Consider the following 21,615-nt stretch of genomic DNA (forward strand, 5'->3'; position numbering starts at 1 on the left):
CCTCTCTATCAAGATCGACTCTGCTCTACTTGATTTTCCTCATTCTTTTTCAGGAGATAGATATCTCCAAAGCTCTCTTTTTGAATTAAGAGAATTTCTTGGGTTTTAATCAACTCCAAGGTCGCTAAAAAGAGTGTAATGACCTCTTGTAAATCCTTGGTTTCTTTAAACAAATCCTGCAAGCGCAATTGTTGACCTTCAACCAAGGCTTCTCGGACGATAACCATCATGTCCTCAATCTTATACTCATCTCGTAAAATGGTTGTGTGACTTTGCGAGAATTCTTCTTTTTTCTTGGAAAGCAAGTTTGAAAAGGCTAAGAAAAGATCGATAGTAGTCTTATCGTGGACAAGTTTAGCATCCTCATAAATCAACTCTGTCGGCGCTTTTGAGTAATATTGAGCTCGTTCTTGGTGTTTCACTTCCAACTGCTCTCCCAAAAGTTTAAACTTGCGGTATTCTTCGATTTGAGAAAGGAGGTCCTGCTCCAGGTCATCCTCTAGGTCTGTCACTTCTGCAACCTTCGGCAAGAGCTTGCGACTCTTGATCAGCATGAGTTGACTAGCCATGACCATGTACTCACCTGCGACTTCCAAACGCATAGCTTGTAATGTCGAGATATAGGCTAGATATTGCTCGATAACCTCTGTAATCGGCACATCATAGATATCCATCTGGTACTTTGAAACCAAGTGCAAAAGAAGATCCAAAGGCCCTTCAAAATCTTTTAATTTAATATCCATTATCTATATTTTTCCAAGGTCATGACTGTCTTTAATCCTAATTTTTTAGCAATTTCGTACAAGTCAACCTTTTCTTCGATTTGTCTTAATATAAACTGTCCCCTCAATCCTTGAGCCGATAAGTCTGAAAAACCTTTTTCCTTTAGAAAGGCTTCTAACTGACGAAAGGCCCACTGACGGGAGTATGGCTTCCCAGCTTTTTCAAAGAGATAGGTCTGCCCCATCAAGGGTTCTAACTCTGCAAGCAAGTTTGTGGGAAGGCTCAAGATTCTTTGTTGAGAAGCTTTATTGATTCTCAATACTTGAAAGTCTAGATTCACATCACTTGTTTTTAAGGCTAGAATTTCACTTGGTAAGAGGCCCAATTCAACTATCAGTAAGGCCAATAAGCGTCCCTCTAGATAGGCACTTTCTTGCCAGAAAGAACTGAGGTCTAAAAGTTCTGACTGAACTTGCTTTTTCTCAGCCTGTTTTGGCAATTCTAAACGATAAAAGGTGTCAATTTTCCCCTTCTGGTATAAAAAGTAAAGAAATTGATTGCAAGCAGAAACCTTACGCTTTTGGGCACTGATTTTAAAATTTGATAGTTGAGCTTGGTAGATTTTTAAACTTGTCTTAGAGATTCGTTCTCCAATCAAATCTAAAAACTGCTCCAAGTCATACTTATAGGATTGCTTAGAATTTACAGACAAACCTTGTTTTTCTTCTAAAAATGCTGAAATTCCTTCTCTCATTTGCTTCGAATCTCATATTCCTTACTAAAGTCATGCAAGAGAGCATTGACAGCCTTAAGGATTGATTTCCGTGTGATAATGCCTTGGAAGATACCATCCTTGTCAACGACTGGTAGGAAAGACTCATCCACTAACTTATGTAAAACATCCGTCAGTGTATAGTCTGGACTTACAACTGCTACGTCCTTCTTGGTCATATGTACGATATCCGTATCTGCCATAGCTTCCTGACTCAAGCCCTGCTCCATCTGGTAGGCCAGAATGTCTCTAAGTCCAATGGTTCCGACAAATTCTTTCTCATCAGTCACTACTGGCACTCTGGTATAGGTCATCTGGCTAAGGAGGAGAATTGCATGATCTGCATTGTGGCTATCAATGAGTACAGCCAAATTTTCAGCAGGAGTTAAAAAGGTTTCCTCTTGCTCCAGTAAAAACTGTTCAAACTCCTTGGCAATCATCGAGCAAACTCCTTGGATAAGCCTGGATAGACCTCATGGTTACGTGTCAAAAAGTCCACTTTAAAGTAGCTATCATCAATCTCTACACGGGCATAGAGACATTCTCTGATAGTCCCACGTGGCTGACTGATAGAACCTGGATTTAAAAAGAGGGTCTTTCCTTCCATCCAAGCATTTGGAACATGCAAGTGACCATAAAGACAAATATCCGCATCTTCTTCCTGCGCCCAGAAATCAAGCTTTTGGAAATTGAAGTTAATATCAAATAAGTGTCCATGGGTCTGGATGATCTTGGTAGGGCCTAGTTGAGTCACCAAGCGTTCTGGATAATCTGAATAAAAATCCATATTTCCTCTGACTACCTGGATTCCTTCCCAGAGGGGTGAATCTGGGCGAAGCTCAGAGTCACCATCGTGAAAAATAGCATCGACTTTCCCCAGATAGCGGTTACGGATTTCTTCTACAATCAAGCTATCTCCGTGGGAGTCACTCATTACAATGATGGTTTGCTTTGCCATGATGGAAATACCTCCAAAAGTTTCTTAACGGCTAAGGCACGGTGGGATTGACTATTTTTTTCTTCGAGGGTTAATTCAGCTGAGGATTTGCCAGTTTCTCCTACTAGGAAAAGTGGATCATAACCAAAACCATTTTCACCCTTAGGTTCAAAGTTAATGTAGCCTGGCCAGTCAGCTTCGACAACCAAGCTTTCCTTACCTGGGCTAGCCACGACCAGGGTGGTGTGGAATTGTGCCGAACGGTCCTTGAGTTCAAAGACCATAGCCAACTCATGCAAGAGTTTAGCATTATTTTCTTGGTCAGTAGCCCCCACTCCTGCAAATCGAGCTGACCAGACACCTGGTAATCCACCGAGAACATCGACTTTAAGACCAGAGTCATCAGCTAAAACCATCTTGCCTGTTAATTTAGAGATGGTTTCTGCCTTAAGGCGGGCATTTTCTTCAAAGGTCATACCTGTTTCAGCTACTTCAGGCAGGTCAGGATAGTCATTGAGATTTTCTACATCATAACCTAGCTTATCAAAGATAGCTCGGAATTCCTTGGTCTTGCCCTCGTTACGAGTCGCAATCAATAAGGTTTCTCTGACCTTATTTGTCTCAAAGAAATCTTGAACGTTGACTCCTTCTTTAGGCAATTCGACATGCAGAAGTTGTCCATTTTCAACTAAGAGCAAGGCACCCTGACGTTGAATGACTTCTAAGTTTCGGTCCGCTTCTTGGTTGAGAATATCTACCACAAAAGAGAGTAAGCGATAGGCTGAATCATATCGTAAAACAGTGACTGAAAGTGGAAATCCTCGCTCCTCATCTCGAAAGATTTTGGCTAAATCAAACAAAGGAAACTCTAAGTCATCATCCGTCAAAGTCCGAATGCCACCAAAAACACTGTAGGATCCAACATACCAGTCCTGGTCGTCCTTGTATTCATAAATTTTGTTTGTCATAATGTTACATGCTCCACATGAATCTCTTTTTCCAGCCATTCTGCTCCTATCTGGGCAAAACTTTGGCTATTTGCAGTTGTATAAAAATGGTGTTGAAGGGGCGCTGCATCTCGGCTACGGTTAATCTCAAAATAATTGAGCAAGACTGAGATATCGCGCACACACTCAGCTCCACTATCGATCAGCTGAACCTTAGGCCCCATGACATTTTGGATGATAGGTCTAAGGAGCGGATAATGGGTACAGCCTAAAATCAAGCTATCCACTTTTCCGACCAAGGGGCGCAAGGTTTCATAAACGACTTTCTTAGTCACACTGGTCGATAGAGCACCTGACTCGACCAAGGGAGCAAACTTAGGGCAGGCCAAGCTTTCCACTTGTAAATCTGGGTCTAGATCATGAATCTTTTGTCGATAAATATCTGATTTTACCGTCATCGGGGTTCCGATCACACCGATCTTCCCACCCTGACTCGCTTTGATAGCTGCTGACGCACCAGGCAAAATCACACCCAACACCGGAATATCCAACTTAGCTTTAATCTCTTCCCAGACCACTGCCGTTGCTGTATTGCAAGCAATGACAATCATCTTAACATCCTTGGTCAAAAGAAAGTTGACCAGTTGCCAAGTATATTCACGAATTTGCTCAGCAGGACGGGGACCATAAGGAGCCCGTGCCGAATCTCCAATATAGACGATCTCTTCATGAGGAAGCTGGCGCATGAGTTCACGCACAACCGTCAAGCCCCCGACACCCGAATCCAAAAAACCAATTGGTCGATTATCCATACAGTCTTCTTTCTAGTATTTTTTCTGATTGATAGTTCATTATCATTACATTTCTTCCTGAAATTTCTGACAGTCTGGGTAGCTCCCGACTGTCTCCCTCTTAATCATAATCAAATATCAATAGAATGCAAGGAAAAAGTCTTGTCTCTAAATATCAGTCAAACATAGTGAGAAGTCTGGAACTTTCATCCCAGACTTTTCCTATTTATTTCTTTTTATTGTTAGCAAGGGCTGCTTTTTGTTGGCGAATGATTTGGTGGTAAACTTGTTGTACTTTAGCTTCGCTTGGCTTTTGACCGTTTGCACTCAAGAGAGTACGAACTGCTTCTGCGTTCAAACGTGGGTTATCCGCAAATTCTTTTTCGATTTGCTTGCGCACCAAGTACATACCTCCAAGAGCTCCTCCTAGAAAAGCTAAAAGAATCAATACAATTGCTAAAATAAGGTTCATAACATTTCTCCTGTTTCTTTTTGAATCTTCTATATTATACCATAAAGTCCTACGCCTGACTAGTTTGAGTTACGCTTACATCCACTGTAATTTCCTAAGTAATTAGCAAATACTTCATACTTAGTAAAATTTGGTAAAAAAAGTCCATTTACCTTGTAAGCCCTTGCAATAGTTTTGTTTATTTGTTATATTAAGATTATCTGAAAAAATCACACATATTTCTGCAAGACTTATTTTTTTTTAAAAAGAGAATGTATGCGCTTACAGATTTAAGAAAGGAGAATTTTGTGGATAAGAGATATTGGGAAAAATCCTGTAAGTATAGCATCCGCAAGCTAAGTGTCGGAGCTGCATCTGTCTTACTTGGAGCTGTGTTTTTAGCAGCACAGGGTGTGGCTGCTGATGGTGTCGAGATTACGGAAAGTGAGGCAACAATTACTGAAACCTCTGCTAAACCGGATACGAAGGTAGAGGAAGTTCTTGTTTCTAACACAGAGACTCAGCCTGTAGCTGAATCAGCTGAAAAGCAAACAAACCCAGGGACAGAACTACCTCAAACTAGTAGTCAGTCAGAGACAAGTACTACTACCGCCCCTGCTGACAATAAGGAGAGCGAGAAACCAGAACTTCCTGTGAACAAGCAAGAACATTACGAATTACATTACAACCAACCAACTGCTCCTTCCTATGATGGATGGGAAAAACAAGCCCTCCCAGTCGGAAATGGGGAAATGGGTGCCAAGGTTTTCGGACTCATCGGTGAAGAAAGAATTCAGTACAACGAAAAAACACTTTGGTCTGGAGGCCCACAACCTGATAGTCAAGACTACAACGGAGGAAACTACAAGGACCGCTACAAAGTCTTAGCCGAAATCCGTAAGGCCTTAGAAGACGGTGACCGTCAAAAAGCCAAACAACTAGCAGAGAGAAATTTGGTTGGACCAAACAATGCCCAATACGGTCGCTACCTAGCCTTCGGTGATATCTTCATGGTCTTTAATAACCAGAAGAAGGGCTTGGAAAATGTTACTGACTATCATCGTGGCTTAGACATTTCTGAAGCTATCACAACTACCTCCTATACTCAAGATGGGACAAGTTTCAAACGAGAAACCTTCTCTAGTTATCCAGACGACGTCACTGTTACCCACTTGACTAAAAAGGGAGATAAGACGCTTGATTTTACCCTTTGGAATAGCTTGACTGAAGATTTGATTGCTAACGGAGACTATTCTTGGGAGAATTCTAAGTACAAACAAGGGACTGTGAGCGTTGATTCTAATGGTATTTTACTCAAGGGAACTGTCAAAGATAATGGTCTGAAATTTGCTTCCTATCTTGGTATCAAGACTGACGGACAAGTCACTGCTCAAGATGGTTATTTGACTGTCACTGGAGCCAGTTATGCAACACTGCTACTCAGTGCCAAGACTAATTTTGCTCAAAATCCAAAAACTAATTATCGCAAGGATATTGACGTAGAGAAAACTGTCAAATCTATCGTAGATGCTGCCAAGGCAAAAGACTATGAAACTCTGAAAAATGAACACATCAAGGACTATCAAAGTCTTTTCAACCGTGTCCAATTAAACCTCGGAGGTAGCAAGTCTAATCAAACTACAAAAGAAGCTCTTCAAACCTATAATCCAACAAAAGGCCAAAAGCTAGAAGAACTCTTCTTCCAATACGGACGTTATCTACTGATCAGTTCTTCTCGTAACCGGACAGATGCCCTCCCTGCCAACTTGCAAGGAGTCTGGAATGCTGTAGATAATCCACCTTGGAACTCAGACTACCACCTCAATGTCAACCTACAGATGAACTACTGGCCTGCCTACATGAGCAATCTCGCAGAAACGGCTAAGCCAATGATCAATTATATCGATGACATGCGCTACTATGGCCGTATAGCTGCTAAAGAATATGCAGGTATCGAGTCTAAAGAAGGTCAAGAAAATGGTTGGTTGGTTCATACTCAGGCGACACCATTCGGCTGGACTACTCCTGGTTGGAACTACTATTGGGGTTGGTCTCCTGCTGCCAATGCTTGGATGATGCAGAACGTCTATGACTACTACAAATTCACCAAGGATGAAACTTACCTAAAAGAAAAGATTTATCCAATGCTCAAGGAAACTGCTAAGTTCTGGAATTCCTTCTTGCACTACGACAAGGCTAGTGACCGCTGGGTTTCTTCTCCATCCTACTCACCAGAACATGGAACCATCACGATTGGGAATACCTTTGACCAAGCTCTAGTTTGGCAGTTATTCCACGACTATATGGAAGCAGCCAATCATCTGAAAGTCGACCAAGATTTGGTGACAGAAGTGAAGGCTAAATTTGATAAGCTCAAACCACTTCATATCAACCAAGACGGCCGTATCAAGGAATGGTACGAGGAAGACAGCCCACAATTCACCAACGAAGGCATTGAAAACCATCACCGCCACGTTTCTCATCTAGTTGGACTCTTCCCAGGTACTCTATTTGGCAAGGATCAGCCTGAATATCTAGAAGCTGCACGCGCAACCCTAAACCACCGTGGAGATGGTGGAACTGGTTGGTCTAAAGCCAACAAAATCAACCTCTGGGCCCGTCTCCTAGATGGAAATCGTGCCCACCGTTTGTTGGCAGAACAGCTCAGATCCTCAACTCTAGAAAATCTCTGGGATACGCACGCGCCTTTCCAAATCGATGGAAACTTTGGTGCAACCAGCGGTATGGCAGAAATGCTCCTTCAGTCTCACACAGGCTACATTGCCCCATTACCAGCCCTTCCAGATGCATGGAAGGATGGACAAGTTTCAGGTCTTGTAGCTCGTGGCAATTTTGAAGTCAGCATGAAATGGAAAGAGAAAAATCTTGAAACGCTATCTTTCCTTTCTAATGTTGGTGGAGACTTAGTCGTAGACTATCCAAATATCGAATCTAGTATTATCAAGATTAATGGCAAGGAAGTTCAAGCTAGTCGCCTTAAAGATAACCGTATCCAACTTGCGACTCAAAAAGGTGATGTCATTACCTTTGAAAACTTCCCTGGACGAGTGACTCGCTTATCAGCCCTTCGAAAAGATTCCGTCACAGCCGAACTCGACTTTAACACAGTTGAGGGAGCAACTCATTATGTCATCCGACGAGAAAGCAAGGATGAAAACAGTCAAACTCCTAGCGTTCGTGAGTTTATCACCAATCAAACTCACTTTATCGATCGCTCGATTGATTCTAGCCATGCCTATACCTATACCGTTAAGGCTATGCTAGGGGACCGTACAACACCAGTTTCAGATCCTGCCTCCATCGATGCCTTCAGTGAGTTGATGGATGACCGTGACAAACGCATCCAGTACGGCTCTGCCTATGGAAACTGGGCTGACTCAGAACTTTTTGGTGGAACAGAGAAATACGCCGATATCTCAAATGGAAATTACTCCGATAAGGATGCGACTGCAACCATTCCATTCAATGGACCTGGTATTGAAATTTACGGACTCAAGTCATCTCAATTGGGACTTGCTGACGTTAAAATCGATGGTAAATCTGTTGGAGAACTTGACTTCTATACAGCAGGAGCAACTGAAAAAGGTGTCCTAATCGGTCGTTATACAAACCTATCCTCAGCCCCTCACCTTATGACTATCACTGTTAAACGCGAGCACAAAGGACGTACAAACGAGCGTGCAAAAATTTCTCTCGATTACTTCAAAGTCTTCCCAGGCCAAGGAGCAAGTGTTGAGAAAATCGACGACCGTGACCCTCGTATCCAGTATGGTTCCATGTTTAAGGATTGGAGCGATGCAGAACTATATGCTTCTACAGAAAAATATGCTGACATCAACGCTGATGCTAGTCTCGCTTCTGAAGCCACTGCAACTATTCCATTCTCTGGAACAGGTATCCGAATCTATGGATTAAAAACGGCATCACTAGGCAAGGCACTTGTCACACTGGATGGAAAAGAGATGCCAACCCTTGACTTCTACACTCCAGGAGCGACTGAAAAAGGTGCTTTGATTGGCGAATTCACCAATCTAGCTGATGGTGATCACATCCTAACTTTGAAAGTAGATCCTGATTCTCCAGAAGGGCGAAAGAAAATCTCTCTCGATTCCTTTGATATCTTAAAGGCACCATCTGTGTCTCTCGATAGTCCAAGCCTTGATCCTATTAAGTCCAAAGATAAGACTGTTACCTTAACTCTACCAACTGGCAATTGGGATGGAGTCGCTGTCACTTTCCCTGGTATCAAAGATCCTCTTCTACTCAGAAAAGTCGATGATGACCATCTTGTCACATCAGGTGAACAAACTGTTCTAACCATTAAGGATAACAAGGTCCAACTAGACATCCCTGAAACTACAGATCGTAAAGCTGGTAATCCGATAGAAGCTTATGCTATCCAAGGAAAAACAATCAGCAGCTCTGTTGTAACAGTATTTCCTAAGGATGAAACTAGTCCAGTGGAAGAAAAAATCCAAACAAGTAAAGGGGATGAGCCTGCTCCAGTAGTAACCATTCCTGAGTACACAGATCCTATTGGTACTGCTGGTGAGCAGGAGGCACCTACTGTAGAAAGACCTGAATACACTGGTCCTATCGGAACTGCTGGGAATCAAGAAGCACCTACTGTGGAAATTCCTGAATACACTGGTCCTATCGGAACTGCTGGAGACCAGGAAGCACCTACTGTGGAAAGACCTGAATACACTGGTCCTATCGGAACAGTTGGGGATCAGGAAGCGCCTACTGTAGAAAAACCTGAATACACTGGCCCTGTCGGAACAGTTGGGGTCCAGAAAGCACCTACTGTGGAAAGACCTGAATATACCAAACCTATTGGAACAGGTAGTGGTCAAGCCGCGCCAAGTAACACAGTTCCTGAGTTTAAACTCAAAGTATTGAAAGACAAGACTACAAGAGTTCAAGTTATTAGTGGAACAACTGAACTAGGAGGCGCAAGCTACCTCGATAGTCAAAAAGTTGAAAACAAAGAACTCTTGGGCAAGAAATACGATGCTTATACTCTTCAACTCAAGGATAAAGATGGACAGCCAGTTCAACCAAAAGGTGCTGTACTCGTTCGACTACCAATTTCAGGTGATGTTCAAGAACTCTATCAATTAACTTCAACAAGTGAATTAAAACCACAAGAATTCACCATTCGAGACGGTATGATTGAGTTTATTACTTTTGACGTGAGCACCTACGCTATTGTTTACAAGACAGAAGGCTCAACTGTTAAACCTGTCCCAGCTCATACGGAAAAAAGAAACCTAGAAACCACAAAACCATTGGTTGAAAGTAATGAAGCCAATGATCAGGTCTCTACGAATGACAAACAACTCCCAGCCACAGGTGAACAAACTAGCCCTCTCCTCTTTATGGCAAGTCTCAGCCTAGCCTTATCGGCTACCTTCTTACTAAAAGGTAAGAAAGATTAAACATTGTCCCCCTAGGAATATAGATTTATTCCGCTATAAAAAAGATGGAAAATCATTCCATCCTTTTTCTATTTCAATAATATACTACAAATCAAATCCTATTCACATCTTTTGAAAATAATTTGGTGGGGTAGATAAGTGGTAGAACAAGTCTTGATGTTCTACCGTTTTTTTACATCCACTACTTCCGTTTTCTTGCGATTAGATGGATTGGAGTTCCCTCAAAGACAAAGGTCTTGCGGATTTGATTTTCGAAGAGTATAAATCAATGCCTTCCGCCTTTAGATTTCCCTAACTCCCGTCTCAAACGAAACATTTTTTTGAAGAAGATGTAGTCTAGCCAGTCACTGCTTAGAGATAGGACTATCAACAGCAACCAAACACCCCAAGCACTCGTATCTGATACATGTTTCAGAACAAGAGGGAAAAATAAGAATGAAAAAATTGTCAAATCCAGGCTAAATAGAGCTAAAAGGGAAAAATAAATCCAGTAGAAATAGTAGATGATGGGGAAAAAGTTACTGTTTCTATCAGCATTGTCTATCCAATAGAAAAAGCAAAAGCAAGGAAATAAGAGTATCAATTGATTAAACGACAGCTTCATTATCGACACCTCTTTTCGATAGCGTTTTCTTCAGCTTCATTCTATCAAAAAAATCTGGAAATGTCATTCCAGATTCTACTTTTTTATTTACGTTTTCTTGCGATGAGATGGATTGGGGTTCCCTCAAAAACAAAGGCCTTGCGGATTTGATTTTCCAAGAAACGCAAGTAAGAGAAGTGCATGAGCTCTTCTTCGTTGACAAAGATGACAAAGGTTGGTGGTTTGGTTGCCACTTGGGTCGCATAGAAAATCTTAAGACGTTTTCCTTTGTCGGTCGGTGTTGGGTTGATGGCGATAGCATCCATAATCACATCATTCAAGACAGCTGATGGAATACGGGTATTTTGACTCTCGCTGATTTGCTTAATCATCTCAGGCAACTTGTGGAGACGTTGCTTAGTCAAAGCTGAAACAAAGATAATCGGTGCGTAAGGCAGATACTGGAACTGCTCACGGATATCCTCTTCCCAGTTTTTCATGGTGTGGTTGTCTTTTTCAAGAGTATCCCACTTATTGACCACGATAATCATCCCTTTACCAGCTTCATGGGCAAATCCAGCGATACGCTTGTCATACTCACGAATACCTTCTTCGGCATTGAGGACCATCAAAACTACATCTGAACGGTCAATGGCACGCATAGCACGCATGACAGAGTATTTCTCAGTATTTTCATAGACTTTACCAGACTTACGCATACCAGCCGTATCAATCATGGTAAACTCTTGGCCGTCAGCATCTGTAAAATGGGTATCAATGGCATCACGTGTTGTACCAGCAACAGGGCTAGCAATGACGCGGTCTTCACCCAAGATAGCATTGATCAAGCTAGATTTTCCAACATTGGGACGTCCAATCAAGCTGAATTTAATAACATCTGGATTTTCTTCTTCAACTTCATGCGGGAGATTTTCCACAATAGCATCTAGCACATCCCCTGTCCCGATACCGTGAACAGATGAAATTGGTAGAGGTTCGCCCAATCCAAGAGCATAGAAATCATAGATATCATTTCGCATCTCTGGATTGTCAACCTTGTTAACGGCTAAGATGACTGGTTTATGGGTTTTATAAAGTTTACGGGCAACGTATTCGTCCGCATCTGTAATTCCTTCTTTACCAGACACGACAAAGACGATAACATCCGCTTCTTCCATAGCAATTTCTGCCTGGTGCTTAATTTGTTCCATGAACGGAGCATCGACATCATCGATCCCCCCAGTATCAATCATACTAAAAGAACGGTTAAGCCACTCACCCGTGGCATAGATACGATCTCGCGTTACACCTTCAACATCTTCTACGATTGAGATGCGCTCTCCCGCGATACGATTAAATAGGGTTGATTTCCCAACATTGGGACGTCCCACAATGGCAACAGTTGGTAAGGCCATGTTTTCTCACTTTCTACAATAACTTCTTCTGCTCAAGATTTTCTCGAGTCGAGCTTGGTTCTGGATTGCCGAATTGCTCTGCCAAACGTTGACTCCAAGTTGTAGTCGCACGCGCCACCTGCATATTCAGTCTGTACACGGTCATAGGCTTCAATAGCCTCAGTTGACTGTTCTTGGTATTCTTCCTCAAAGACAACTTGCTCGAGTGGCAATCTTGGTTTTACATCATGCTTTTGATTTGGCACACCTAGTGCAATCCCAAAGACTGGATAGGTATAGTCTGGAAGCTTAAACAATTCTGCTAATTCAACAGACTTGTAACGCACCAAACCGATGATCACTCCTCCGTAGCCTAGGCTTTCTGCAGCAAGCAAGGTATTTTGCCCAGCAAGCGCAGCATCTACTGAAGTGATGAGGAGTCCTTCCACCCCTTGAGGTTGGAAAACATCCGTATGGAGACGGGTCCCTTTTTCTGCACGGTTTAGGTCACCGACAAAGAGGAGAAAGGCTGCAGACTGGCGAATCGCTTCTTGAGGAACTAACTCAAATAAGGCATCCTTCTTTTCTTGACTTCTAACTACAATCACAGAATACGATTGGAAATTTTTCCAAGAAGAAGCCATTTGTCCTGCAGACAAAATGGTATTTAAATCTTCTTGGGGAATCTCTTGCTCCTTAAATCTACGCACTGAAGTATGAGCCTTCATTAATTTGATTGTTTCTGTCATCGGCGGTTTTCTCCTTCAAGTCTGGTTTCCTCTGCTAAATAACGAATGCGTTCCATGACGCGTCTGGCTTCCCAGGTTTCGTCATTTCCATTTTTCCCTTTAGCGAAATGCTTCTCCAAATCTTCAAAATTGAAATTGGAGGTGAAAAAGGTCGGTAAATCTTCCTGCATGCGATATTGGAGAATGACCTGCAAGATCTCGTCACGCACCCAAGCTGTTGATTGCTCGGCACCAATATCATCTAAAATCAAGACTTCAGCCAGCTTAATCTCGTCCACCAAGGTCTTAACATTGCCATCACCGATGGCATTTTTGACATCGATGACAAAACTAGGATAGTGGAGGAGAGTTGATGAAACGCCACGTTTTTCTGACAAATCATGGGCTAGGGCAGCCACCATGAAACTTTTACCCACACCAAAGTCTCCATATAAGTACAGACCTTTTCGAATAGTTGGATATTGCTCCACAAAGTCTAAAAGTTTTTCAAAAACGGACAAGCGCCCCAAATCATCCAAGTCTACTTGAGCTAGGCTAGCTTTTTTAAGACTACCTGGAAGATTGATTAGCTTGAGACGGTTTTTAATCGCCGCTTCTTTTTCTGCCGCGATGAGCTCTGGAGTCTCTTCATAAGAGACATCTGCATAGCCGTGGTTCATGACTAGGATAGGCTTGTAGCCACGTGCGATATAGTCTGTATCTCCTCGGAGGAACTTATCTCTCTCAGTGATATATTGGTTAAACTTGGAAATACTTCGGTTTAACTCCTCCTGACTGAGAGATTCTTTCTGGATAAAGGCCGCAACATCAGGGTCTTTCACAATTTGCTGGACCAAATCCTGATACTGAAATCGGCTTGGTTGACGCTTGAGTACGTCTCCGACACTTTCCATCTAGTCCCCTCCTTTTTCTAATCGAGCTAACATTTCTTTTTTCTTACGTTCTAGTTCTAAGCGAGTTTCTTCGCTCGTTTCATTCTTATATTCAGGATTGCTCCATTTAGGCACATTGGTTTTTACTGGGGCAGTCTGATTCTGCTTTTGCGTTTTTGCTTTTTGGCCACGTTCACGAATACGGAGGACAGCCTCCTCGGCACTACGAATATTTTGATAGGCGTAGTCATTAGCCACCTTCATGGCGTATTTTTCATTGATATTGGCTGAATCAACCTTATTAAAGGTCAGGAGCAAGATAACATTGATCACTTCATCCAGCAAACCCAAGGCTGCCATCTGCTGGAGCAGGTCCCGTTCAGTTTGGGTAATACTTCCCTTGCGGGTCTGCTTAATCTCAGCAAGGAACTGCAAGGCTGTCTTTCTCTTAGCCTCTCGAATAATAGTTGCTTCCTTGGGACTAAAGTCAGAAGTCACAGGCTTTTGCGCTATCTTTTCACGGATGCGTTTGACAGAAATCACTTGCGACACTGCTGTCGCTTTGGCTACTTGATAAGTCTCAAACCAGGTCCACTTCTGCTCGTCTGCTATTGCAAACAAGGCCAAAACATCCGAAGTCTCATCTTGAAAACGAAGACCATCGCGAGCCATAAGCTGACGGAAATGCTCCAAATCAAAATCATCTGCTGCTGGCTGACTGCCAGAGGTTTCTTGACTCGCAGACTCAGATAACTGAGGAAAGATTTGACTCAAGGCCACCGAGATCGGTTCCCCTTCAACACCTTCCTGTCTCATGGCTGCTACCGCACTATCCCCAATCATTTTTTCTAATAAGGTCCGATAAACTGTATGTTGTAAAAATTCTTGAGTTGATAAGGGAGGATGGATTAACAAGTTATAGGCCTCATCCTGCTGATAGAGGGTCACCAATTTCATGGCTGTCAGAGTTTTAAAAGCCTTTAAAAGGGTATCCATCCCGAAATTCAGATGATTAAGCATGGCTGCAAAGAGATGTTCCTTTTGACCACCATCCCAAAAAGTCACAGCATAAAGATAGAGGCTCAGCGCCTCCTGACCGATAATCGGGAGGTAGCACTGCACCATTGATGAGGTATCTTGCGACACCCGATTATTCTTTACAAAAGAAAAACGGTCATTTGGCTTCATTTATTTTTCCTTTTTCTTTTTAGAGGATTGTGTAATCTGCTGGAGTAGGCTTTCAAGCTCACTCACATCCTTAAAGCTACGGTAAACGCTGGCAAAACGTACATAAGTAATCTCATCTAACTCTGCCAACTCTTCCATAACCAAAGAGCCAATAACCTCACTCTGAATTTCATTTTCATTGCGACTACGGAGTTTTTGTTCGATACGATTGACCACCATGCCAATCTCATCACTAGACACTGGACGTTTCTGGGCTGAGCGAATAATCCCGTTAAAGATTTTATCTCTTGAAAATTGTTCCCGTGTACCATCTTTTTTGACCACAACTAGTGTTCTCTCTTCAACACGTTCATAGGTTGTAAACCGATGCTGACACTCTTCACACTCACGTCTTCTTCTGATTGTATTTCCTTCTTCAGCCTGGCGACTATCGATCACACTTGATTTTGTAGCGCCACATTTTGGACAACGCATGCCTTCCCCTCCTTGTCGTTTTCTTTTCATTATACCATTTTTTGAACAATTCCCAAAATAATTCTCCTTTTGGCTTGACAAGTTTTTTGTTTCGTTGTATTATTGGATTAACACAAAGGTAATTAGAAAGGAGATCGTGATGTCTTGGACATTTGATAACAATAAACCCATTTATTTGCAGATTATGGAGAAAATCAAATTGCAGATTATTTCCCATAAACTCGAGCCCAATCAACAACTTCCAACCGTTAGAGAATTAGCAAGCGAGGCAGGGGTCAATCCCAACACCATCCAGCGTGCCCTAGCGGACTTGGAGAGAGAAGGCTTTGTCTATACCAAGCGGACGTCAGGACGCTTTGTCACAGAGGATTTGGACTTGATCCTCCAATCCCGTAAGCAACTGTCAGAAGAACAGCTGCAACAGTTTGTAACAGGCATGGTAGAATTCGGCTATGAAAAAGAAGAACTACCGACTGTTTTGAGAGATTATATTGAAGGAGTTTAAACTATGACCTTGTTAGCATTAGAAAATGTGTCAAAATCCTATGGAGCAAGCCCTGCTCTTACAAATGTTTCCCTTGAAATTCCAGCTGGAAAAATCGTTGGCCTCCTTGGTCCAAACGGTTCTGGAAAGACAACCTTGATTAAACTAATCAACGGCTTGCTACAGCCAGAGGAAGGGCGTATCCTTATCAACGGCATAGAACCAAGCCCAGCAACTAAAGCGATTGTTTCTTATCTCCCTGATACGACCTACCTCAACGAACAGATGAAGGTCAAAGAAGCTCTCACTTATTTCAAGACCTTCTACCAAGATTTCAATCTAGAACGTGCTCAAGGTCTCCTTCGTGACCTTGGCATCGATGAGAACAGCCGTTTCAAGAAACTCTCAAAAGGGAACAAAGAAAAGGTTCAGTTGATCCTTGTCATGAGTCGCGATGCTCGTCTATACGTTCTTGATGAACCAATCGGTGGTGTCGACCCCGCAGCTCGTGACTATATCTTGAACACCATCATTAACAACTACTCTCCAACTTCGACTGTCTTGATTTCAACTCACTTGATTTCAGATATCGAACCAATCTTGGATGAGATTATCTTCCTAAAGGATGGAAAAGTCGTCCGTCAAGGAAATGTTGATGATATTCGCTATGAGTCTGGAGAGTCTATCGACCAGCTCTTCCGCCACGAATTCAAAGCCTAGATAAAGGAGATTATTATGTTTTGGAATTTAGTTCGTTATGAATTTAAAAATGTTAACAAATGGTATTTAGCCCTCTATGGTGCTGTGTTGGCTCTTTCTGCCCTTATCGGGGTTCAAGCTAGTTCCCTAAAATCCATTGATACACCTGATCAACAAATGATTATGTTAGTTTTTCTGGCTCTAGTTTTTGGTGGACTAATCATTACTTTAAGTATTTCAACCTTGATTTTGATCATCCGTCGCTTCAAGGGTAGTGTCTACGATCGTCAGGGATACCTAACTCTCACACTCCCCGTATCTGAGCACCAAATCATTTTATCCAAACTTTTGGGTGCTTTCATCTGGTCTCTGGCGAGCTCATTAGTCTTTATCTTGAGTATTTATATCATTTTAGTTCTGACTGGTGCAAACTTCCTTGATATCTTTTCTCTCGAATACCTCTTTAAATTTTACATGGATAGTTTCTGGCTTTCTGTGATTTCATTCATCCTTAGCACTGTAGCTAGCATCCTTTGCATCTACTTGTCTATTTCAATTGGACAGCTCTTTAATGAATACCGTACAGCTCTTGCCGTTTTAGCCTATATTGTTATCCAAACCATTCTCGGCTTTGTTGGTCTCAACCTTCGCATAGATATCGACTACAATTGGATGATCTCCTTTGAAATCGTTAAAGACCTAATCCTCAGCGCAGCCTTCTATCTCGGAACCTACTATATCTTGAAGAATAAAGTTAATTTGCAATAAAAAATGCCCAGCTACTAGAGCTGGGTTTTTGCGTTAACTTAAAATCAAATTAGCTACAATAGGACTGACAAATACATAGAGAACACCTGTAACACCGATGGCTAGTCCTCCCATGGCACCTGCGACTGGTCCATAGCGGAAGGCCGTTCCAGTTCCAACCGCGTGTCCTGTTCCTCCCAGTGCTAGTCCAACAGCCACTGGATCGTCTATCTTGAGCCATTTTAGAAGTGTTGGTCCGATTACACTGGTCAAAATCCCCGTCGCTACTACAACTACCAGGGTCACGGTAGTCAAACCCTGCAACTTTTCTGTAATTCCTACTGCCATAGCGGTCGTTACTGACTTAGGAAAGAGGGAAATAGCTAGGAAAAAGTCCATGCCAAAGACTTTTGCGACTAGAGCGGTAAAAGTGGTATTGACGATGACAGCTAGAAAGCTCCCCAGCAAAATACTCCTAACATGATGCTTCATCAAGTGGAAACTCTTATAGAGGGGAATTCCTAGAGCCACTGTTGAAGGAACAATCAAGTTATTAAGATAAACCCCACCTTGGTAGTAATCTTGGTAGGAAATGCCAGTTACCTTTAGAAAGATGATAATAAAAATAGCTGACAGCAACAAGGGAGTCGTTAAGGGATGAGGATAGCGTCTGAAAATCATCATTCCCCCAAGATAGGCTAAGATTGACAAGGCAATCCCAAATAGGGGATTGGATACAAATTCGCTCATTTAGCACCTCTTTCTTCGTAGTCACCTTCATAGCGTTTTTTGATAAATTGAACCACAAGCGCAATCAAGATGATATTAATCACTGCTGCAAAAAAGACAATCAAAACAATCGGCAGAAGATAGGGAGCAATCACATCAAATTTTTCCATAATTCCAACTGCAGGAGGTAGAAAAAGAATGGTCATGTTGGCTAGGAGAAAATTCCCCACCATATTGACATGGCGGATGCGCAACCACTTGAACTGCAAGGCTAGAAACAGAATAATCAAGCCGATGATACTTCCTGGTATGGGCAAATGAAAAAAACTGGAGATTCCTTCACCGATTAGAGAAATCACAAAGAGAATCATTAACTGAACATATAACTTCATTGTAAACTCCACAAATAGACTTTCTGCATACCAGTTTACTCTTTTTTCAGAAAATTTCAAGGAAATATATAAGAAACATCCTTCTTGCTATCCAAGCCAAAAAGGTGTATACTAATTGCGTGCGCAAGCATCATAGATGCACTAGTATGATTACACTATTATAGAGGGAAAGGAGATGGACATGACTTACTTAGAAAAATGGTTTGACTTCAACCGTAGGCAAGTAGAGCTAGAAGCTATTTTAGAAGAGACCATCGCTGAGCAGAGTGAACAAACCTTGACACTCAAGGAGTTTTACCTCTTGCACTTTCTAAATCAGGCTGAAAGCAAATCCCTACGACAAATCGACTTGCCAGATAAACTCCACCTGAGCCCTAGTGCTGTTTCACGGATGGTGGCTCGCTTAGAAGCCAAGAACTGCGGTTTACTTAGTCGGAGATGCTGCGATCAGGACAAGCGAGCTAGTTTTATTTGCCTGACTAACGAAGGACAGACTACCTTGGCTTATTTACAAACAGCTGTCGAAAAAAGCTTAGCAAGAAAATCAAACTGGTTAGCCTAAAATATTTTTAAAAAACTTGCGTGCGCAATCATTTTTCTTGACATTCCTTTTTTCAAGGAGTAAAATGAAAACATGATTTAGCAAAGGAGAATCCTATGATTGAAATCACTTATCTTGATGCCAGCAAGCAAGAGAGAACTATGACCTTCGAGTCTTATGAAGACTTTGAACGTTCTCAGCATGCCTGCCTGATTGGTGTCGCAGACTATTACCCCGTCCAAAAAGTAACCTACAAGGGTCATGATTTGGACTACCATGGGACTTATGGAGATGTTTTCTTCTATCTCATGAAACAAGATTTAAGCCAATATAACTAAAAAGGAGAAATACTATGGCAAAAGCAATTACAGACGCAACATTCGAACAAGAAACTAAAGACGGATTGGTCTTGGTAGACTTCTGGGCAACTTGGTGTGGCCCATGTCGTATGCAAGGTCCAATCTTGGACAAATTGTCTGAAGAACTTTCAGAAGATGTCTTGAAAATCGTTAAAATGGACGTTGATGAAAATCCTAACACAGCTCGTTCATTCGGTATCATGTCTATCCCTACTCTACTCTTCAAGAAAGATGGACAAGTGGTTAAACAAGTGGCTGGTGTCCACACAGCAGAACAAATCAAAGCTATCGTTGCTGAATTAAGCTAATCAAAGGAGAGACCAAGTGCATTCATTTGGTCTCTTTTTTCTTGCCCTTTGCCATTTTTCAAAAAATATGCTAGACTGTAACTAGAATATTACGATGTTTGGGACATGCCATCGCTAAAAAAAACCTTTACTTGGTATTTTTTAGCTCCCTCTAGGGAGCTTTTTGCGTGCTCTGAACATTTCCCATTTTGGAAGGAGTACTATGAAACGTCAATCAGCCTTGGTCGTCTTTAGTGGCGGACAAGATTCAACAACCTGCCTTTTCTGGGCCAAGCAACACTATGAAAGGGTCGAAGCCGTTACCTTTGCCTACGGTCAACGCCACCATTTAGAAATTCAAGTGGCCAAAGAAATCGCTGAGGAACAAGGAATTCGTCATCATATCCTAGATATGTCTCTGCTAGGACAAATTACTGAAAATGCCTTGACTTCAGATTTAGAAATTGAGCAAAAAGAAGGAGAGGTTCCTAATACCTTCGTTGACGGTCGCAATCATCTCTTTCTGTCCTTTGCTGCAGTCCTTGCCAAGCAGCGTGGAATTACGGATATCGTGACAGGAGTGTGCGAAACAGACTTCTCAGGTTATCCTGACTGTCGGGATGTCTTTGTCAAATCACTCAATGTCACGCTCAACCTTGCTATGGATTACGACTTTGTGATCCAAACGCCTCTCATGTGGCTAGACAAGGCTGAAACTTGGGAATTAGCTGACCAACTTGGTGCCTTTGACTATGTTCGTGAGAAGACCTTGACCTGCTACAATGGGATTATCGGTACTGGTTGTGGAGATTGTCCTGCCTGCCATCTACGCCAACATGGTTTAGAGGTTTATCTCTCTCAGAAAGGAGAGGTCTGATGTTTTTTGCCCCCAAAGAAATCAAACAAGAAACTGGGGAATCTCTTGTCTACAATCCTCACAGAACCTTAGTCTCAAAAGAATTTACCTTCGATGCTGCCCACCACCTCTTTCACTATGAAGGAAAATGCAAATCCCTACACGGTCACACCTATCATCTGCAAATCGCTGTCAGTGGATTTTTAGATGATAGAGGTATGACCTACGATTTCGGAGACATCAAAGCGATCTACAAGAATTACTTAGAGCCCCACTTGGATCATCGCTATCTCAACGAAACTCTTCCCTATATGAACACGACTGCTGAAAATATGGTTTACTGGATTTTCCAAACCATGAGCCAAGAGTTGCCAGACGAGCGCGGTCTCCGTTTGGAATATGTTCGCCTCTATGAAACTCCGACTGCCTTTGCAGAGTTTAGACGGGAGTGGTTAGATGACTAAGGAACGTGTCCTCAAACTACCAGTTCTGGAAATTTTCGGCCCAACCTTTCAAGGAGAAGGTCGTGCTATCGGCCAGAAAACCATGTTTGTCCGCACTGCTGGTTGCGACTACCACTGCGACTGGTGCGACTCTGCCTTTACTTGGGATGGATCTGAAAAACCAACTCGCATGACAGCTGATGAAGTAATCGCTGAGTTAGATAAACTAGGAAGCTACGACTATGTAACCCTATCTGGTGGAAATCCTGCTATCCTAGCAGCCAATATGGCTCAACTGGTCACCAAACTCAAGGAACGTGGGGTTACTCTGGCTGTTGAAACCCAAGGCTCCCGCTGGCAAAATTGGTTAAAAGATATCGACCAAGTCACTCTGAGTCCTAAACCTCCTTCCTCCAAGATGGAAGTCAACTTTGAGACCTTGGACTTTATCGTTTCCCAACTAGATCCAGACAAAGTCACCTTTAAAATCCCTGTCTTTGATGATGCAGATCTAGCCTTCGCCAAAGGTATTCAAGAACGCTACCAACCAGATGTCCTCTTCTTATCGGCGGGAAATCCTGAGCCCAAGGCTACAGGCAATATTGTCCAAGACCAACTGGACCGCCTCAAAGAACTCTGGGAACGTATCGCTGCCGACGATAGCTGGGGCAATGTCCGCGTCCTTCCTCAACTCCATACCCTCCTCTACGACAACCAACGTGGTGTTTAAGATTA

The 21,615-nt window shown here is 42.4% G+C and carries 23 protein-coding genes and 2 pseudogenes; 10 read left to right on the plus strand and 15 right to left on the minus strand.

Annotated elements, in window-relative coordinates; genetic code table 11:
* Positions 1–8 precede the first annotated feature (8 nt).
* From QM460_RS02445 to QM460_RS02475, 7 genes are all read right to left on the minus strand, one after another.
* Complete coding sequence (locus tag QM460_RS02445; protein WP_414289147.1) at positions 9–743, minus strand: segregation/condensation protein A; 735 nt, start codon at positions 741–743, stop codon at positions 9–11.
* Positions 743–1,477, minus strand: a complete 735-nt coding sequence (xerD, locus tag QM460_RS02450; protein WP_414289148.1) for a site-specific tyrosine recombinase XerD — start codon at positions 1,475–1,477, stop codon at positions 743–745. The genes QM460_RS02445 and xerD overlap by 1 nt, the downstream gene beginning before the upstream one ends.
* Positions 1,474–1,935 (minus strand): cyclic-di-AMP-binding protein CbpB, encoded by a 462-nt coding sequence (gene cbpB, locus QM460_RS02455; protein ID WP_049527719.1) that lies wholly within the window; start codon positions 1,933–1,935, stop codon positions 1,474–1,476. The genes xerD and cbpB overlap by 4 nt, the downstream gene beginning before the upstream one ends.
* Positions 1,932–2,453, minus strand: coding sequence for a metallophosphoesterase (locus tag QM460_RS02460; RefSeq protein WP_001118959.1), 522 nt, complete (start codon positions 2,451–2,453; stop codon positions 1,932–1,934). The genes cbpB and QM460_RS02460 overlap by 4 nt, the downstream gene beginning before the upstream one ends.
* Complete coding sequence (locus QM460_RS02465) at positions 2,429–3,400, minus strand: nucleoside-triphosphate diphosphatase (protein WP_414289149.1); 972 nt, start codon at positions 3,398–3,400, stop codon at positions 2,429–2,431. Before QM460_RS02465 ends, QM460_RS02460 begins: the two co-directional genes overlap by 25 nt.
* Positions 3,397–4,191 (minus strand): glutamate racemase, encoded by a 795-nt coding sequence (gene racE / locus QM460_RS02470; RefSeq protein ID WP_414289150.1) that lies wholly within the window; start codon positions 4,189–4,191, stop codon positions 3,397–3,399. The genes QM460_RS02465 and racE overlap by 4 nt, the downstream gene beginning before the upstream one ends.
* A gap of 205 nt (positions 4,192–4,396) precedes the next feature.
* The gene (locus QM460_RS02475) at positions 4,397–4,642 is read right to left on the minus strand and encodes a YneF family protein (RefSeq protein ID WP_001048970.1); all 246 of its coding nucleotides are present in this window, start codon (positions 4,640–4,642) and stop codon (positions 4,397–4,399) included.
* A 287-nt stretch (positions 4,643–4,929) separates the two neighbouring features.
* On the opposite strand from QM460_RS02475, the gene QM460_RS02480 reads away from it, so the two are divergent.
* Positions 4,930–10,083, plus strand: a complete 5,154-nt coding sequence (locus tag QM460_RS02480; RefSeq protein ID WP_414289151.1) for an SIALI-17 repeat-containing surface protein — start codon at positions 4,930–4,932, stop codon at positions 10,081–10,083.
* A 265-nt stretch (positions 10,084–10,348) separates the two neighbouring features.
* Here the strand turns inward: QM460_RS02480 and QM460_RS02485 are convergent, their stop codons facing one another.
* The 6 genes and pseudogenes from QM460_RS02485 to nrdR form a co-directional block, all read right to left on the minus strand.
* Positions 10,349–10,687: a hypothetical protein gene (locus QM460_RS02485; RefSeq protein WP_414289152.1), complete on the minus strand. Its 339-nt coding sequence runs from the start codon at positions 10,685–10,687 to the stop codon at positions 10,349–10,351.
* Between the two features lie 83 nt (positions 10,688–10,770).
* Positions 10,771–12,081 (minus strand): ribosome biogenesis GTPase Der, encoded by a 1,311-nt coding sequence (der, locus tag QM460_RS02490; protein ID WP_045762664.1) that lies wholly within the window; start codon positions 12,079–12,081, stop codon positions 10,771–10,773.
* A gap of 13 nt (positions 12,082–12,094) precedes the next feature.
* Positions 12,095–12,809: pseudogene (locus QM460_RS02495) on the minus strand (NADPH-dependent oxidoreductase).
* Entirely contained in the window at positions 12,806–13,702 is an 897-nt protein-coding gene (dnaI, locus tag QM460_RS02500; RefSeq protein WP_414289153.1) for a primosomal protein DnaI, read from the minus strand. The pseudogene QM460_RS02495 and the gene dnaI overlap by 4 nt, the downstream one beginning before the upstream one ends.
* Positions 13,703–14,869 (minus strand): DnaD domain protein, encoded by a 1,167-nt coding sequence (locus QM460_RS02505; RefSeq protein WP_414289154.1) that lies wholly within the window; start codon positions 14,867–14,869, stop codon positions 13,703–13,705. It lies immediately after the preceding gene.
* Positions 14,870–15,343: a transcriptional regulator NrdR gene (gene nrdR, locus QM460_RS02510; RefSeq protein ID WP_001203674.1), complete on the minus strand. Its 474-nt coding sequence runs from the start codon at positions 15,341–15,343 to the stop codon at positions 14,870–14,872.
* 139 nt (positions 15,344–15,482) lie between these two features.
* Here nrdR and QM460_RS02515 point away from each other — a divergent pair, with 139 nt between their 5' ends.
* The 3 genes and pseudogenes from QM460_RS02515 to QM460_RS02525 form a co-directional block, all read left to right on the plus strand.
* Entirely contained in the window at positions 15,483–15,848 is a 366-nt protein-coding gene (locus QM460_RS02515; RefSeq protein ID WP_414270685.1) for a GntR family transcriptional regulator, read from the plus strand.
* Positions 15,849–15,851: 3 nt separating this feature from the next.
* Positions 15,852–16,547: an ABC transporter ATP-binding protein gene (locus QM460_RS02520; RefSeq protein WP_414289155.1), complete on the plus strand. Its 696-nt coding sequence runs from the start codon at positions 15,852–15,854 to the stop codon at positions 16,545–16,547.
* A gap of 15 nt (positions 16,548–16,562) precedes the next feature.
* Positions 16,563–17,142: pseudogene (locus QM460_RS02525) on the plus strand (hypothetical protein); the annotation flags it as partial.
* Positions 17,143–17,327: 185 nt separating this feature from the next.
* On the opposite strand, the gene QM460_RS02530 reads toward QM460_RS02525, so the two are convergent.
* The gene (locus QM460_RS02530) at positions 17,328–18,023 is read right to left on the minus strand and encodes an LrgB family protein (RefSeq protein WP_414289156.1); all 696 of its coding nucleotides are present in this window, start codon (positions 18,021–18,023) and stop codon (positions 17,328–17,330) included.
* Positions 18,020–18,394, minus strand: a complete 375-nt coding sequence (locus tag QM460_RS02535) for a CidA/LrgA family protein (protein WP_000781321.1) — start codon at positions 18,392–18,394, stop codon at positions 18,020–18,022. The genes QM460_RS02530 and QM460_RS02535 overlap by 4 nt, the downstream gene beginning before the upstream one ends.
* A 181-nt stretch (positions 18,395–18,575) precedes the next feature.
* Between QM460_RS02535 and QM460_RS02540 the strand changes: the two genes are divergently transcribed.
* From QM460_RS02540 to queE, 6 genes are all read left to right on the plus strand, one after another.
* Positions 18,576–18,956, plus strand: coding sequence for a MarR family winged helix-turn-helix transcriptional regulator (locus QM460_RS02540; RefSeq protein ID WP_414269436.1), 381 nt, complete (start codon positions 18,576–18,578; stop codon positions 18,954–18,956).
* A gap of 95 nt (positions 18,957–19,051) precedes the next feature.
* Complete coding sequence (locus QM460_RS02545) at positions 19,052–19,273, plus strand: DUF4649 family protein (protein WP_075227291.1); 222 nt, start codon at positions 19,052–19,054, stop codon at positions 19,271–19,273.
* A 14-nt stretch (positions 19,274–19,287) separates the two neighbouring features.
* The gene (gene trxA, locus QM460_RS02550) at positions 19,288–19,602 is read left to right on the plus strand and encodes a thioredoxin (protein ID WP_001029584.1); all 315 of its coding nucleotides are present in this window, start codon (positions 19,288–19,290) and stop codon (positions 19,600–19,602) included.
* Between the two features lie 202 nt (positions 19,603–19,804).
* Positions 19,805–20,458, plus strand: a complete 654-nt coding sequence (gene queC / locus QM460_RS02555; RefSeq protein WP_414289157.1) for a 7-cyano-7-deazaguanine synthase QueC — start codon at positions 19,805–19,807, stop codon at positions 20,456–20,458.
* A complete protein-coding gene (gene queD, locus QM460_RS02560) occupies positions 20,458–20,901 on the plus strand; it encodes a 6-carboxytetrahydropterin synthase QueD (RefSeq protein ID WP_414289158.1) in 444 nt (147 codons plus the stop codon). Before queC ends, queD begins: the two co-directional genes overlap by 1 nt.
* Positions 20,894–21,610 carry a 7-carboxy-7-deazaguanine synthase QueE gene (queE, locus tag QM460_RS02565; protein WP_414289159.1) on the plus strand — a complete coding sequence of 239 codons (717 nt, stop codon included), beginning with the start codon at positions 20,894–20,896 and terminating at the stop codon, positions 21,608–21,610. The genes queD and queE overlap by 8 nt, the downstream gene beginning before the upstream one ends.
* Positions 21,611–21,615 lie beyond the last annotated feature (5 nt).

Source organism: Streptococcus infantis, from assembly GCF_047464415.1.
GTDB classification, from domain to species: domain Bacteria; phylum Bacillota; class Bacilli; order Lactobacillales; family Streptococcaceae; genus Streptococcus; species Streptococcus infantis_AE.

Bases quoted from the DNA above. Each gene is read 5' to 3' on its own strand.
- QM460_RS02445 (WP_414289147.1), bottom strand. From the start codon at position 743: ATGGATATTAAATTAAAAGATTTTGAAGGGCCTTTGGATCTTCTTTTG.
- xerD (WP_414289148.1), bottom strand. From the start codon at position 1,477: ATGAGAGAAGGAATTTCAGCATTTTTAGAAGAAAAACAAGGTTTGTCT.
- cbpB (WP_049527719.1), bottom strand. From the start codon at position 1,935: ATGATTGCCAAGGAGTTTGAACAGTTTTTACTGGAGCAAGAGGAAACC.
- QM460_RS02460 (WP_001118959.1), bottom strand. From the start codon at position 2,453: ATGGCAAAGCAAACCATCATTGTAATGAGTGACTCCCACGGAGATAGC.
- QM460_RS02465 (WP_414289149.1), bottom strand. From the start codon at position 3,400: ATGACAAACAAAATTTATGAATACAAGGACGACCAGGACTGGTATGTT.
- racE (WP_414289150.1), bottom strand. From the start codon at position 4,191: ATGGATAATCGACCAATTGGTTTTTTGGATTCGGGTGTCGGGGGCTTG.
- QM460_RS02475 (WP_001048970.1), bottom strand. From the start codon at position 4,642: ATGAACCTTATTTTAGCAATTGTATTGATTCTTTTAGCTTTTCTAGGA.
- QM460_RS02485 (WP_414289152.1), bottom strand. From the start codon at position 10,687: ATGAAGCTGTCGTTTAATCAATTGATACTCTTATTTCCTTGCTTTTGC.
- der (WP_045762664.1), bottom strand. From the start codon at position 12,081: ATGGCCTTACCAACTGTTGCCATTGTGGGACGTCCCAATGTTGGGAAA.
- dnaI (WP_414289153.1), bottom strand. From the start codon at position 13,702: ATGGAAAGTGTCGGAGACGTACTCAAGCGTCAACCAAGCCGATTTCAG.
- QM460_RS02505 (WP_414289154.1), bottom strand. From the start codon at position 14,869: ATGAAGCCAAATGACCGTTTTTCTTTTGTAAAGAATAATCGGGTGTCG.
- nrdR (WP_001203674.1), bottom strand. From the start codon at position 15,343: ATGCGTTGTCCAAAATGTGGCGCTACAAAATCAAGTGTGATCGATAGT.
- QM460_RS02515 (WP_414270685.1), top strand. From the start codon at position 15,483: ATGTCTTGGACATTTGATAACAATAAACCCATTTATTTGCAGATTATG.
- QM460_RS02520 (WP_414289155.1), top strand. From the start codon at position 15,852: ATGACCTTGTTAGCATTAGAAAATGTGTCAAAATCCTATGGAGCAAGC.
- QM460_RS02530 (WP_414289156.1), bottom strand. From the start codon at position 18,023: ATGAGCGAATTTGTATCCAATCCCCTATTTGGGATTGCCTTGTCAATC.
- QM460_RS02535 (WP_000781321.1), bottom strand. From the start codon at position 18,394: ATGAAGTTATATGTTCAGTTAATGATTCTCTTTGTGATTTCTCTAATC.
- QM460_RS02540 (WP_414269436.1), top strand. From the start codon at position 18,576: ATGACTTACTTAGAAAAATGGTTTGACTTCAACCGTAGGCAAGTAGAG.
- QM460_RS02545 (WP_075227291.1), top strand. From the start codon at position 19,052: ATGATTGAAATCACTTATCTTGATGCCAGCAAGCAAGAGAGAACTATG.
- trxA (WP_001029584.1), top strand. From the start codon at position 19,288: ATGGCAAAAGCAATTACAGACGCAACATTCGAACAAGAAACTAAAGAC.
- queC (WP_414289157.1), top strand. From the start codon at position 19,805: ATGAAACGTCAATCAGCCTTGGTCGTCTTTAGTGGCGGACAAGATTCA.
- queD (WP_414289158.1), top strand. From the start codon at position 20,458: ATGTTTTTTGCCCCCAAAGAAATCAAACAAGAAACTGGGGAATCTCTT.
- queE (WP_414289159.1), top strand. From the start codon at position 20,894: ATGACTAAGGAACGTGTCCTCAAACTACCAGTTCTGGAAATTTTCGGC.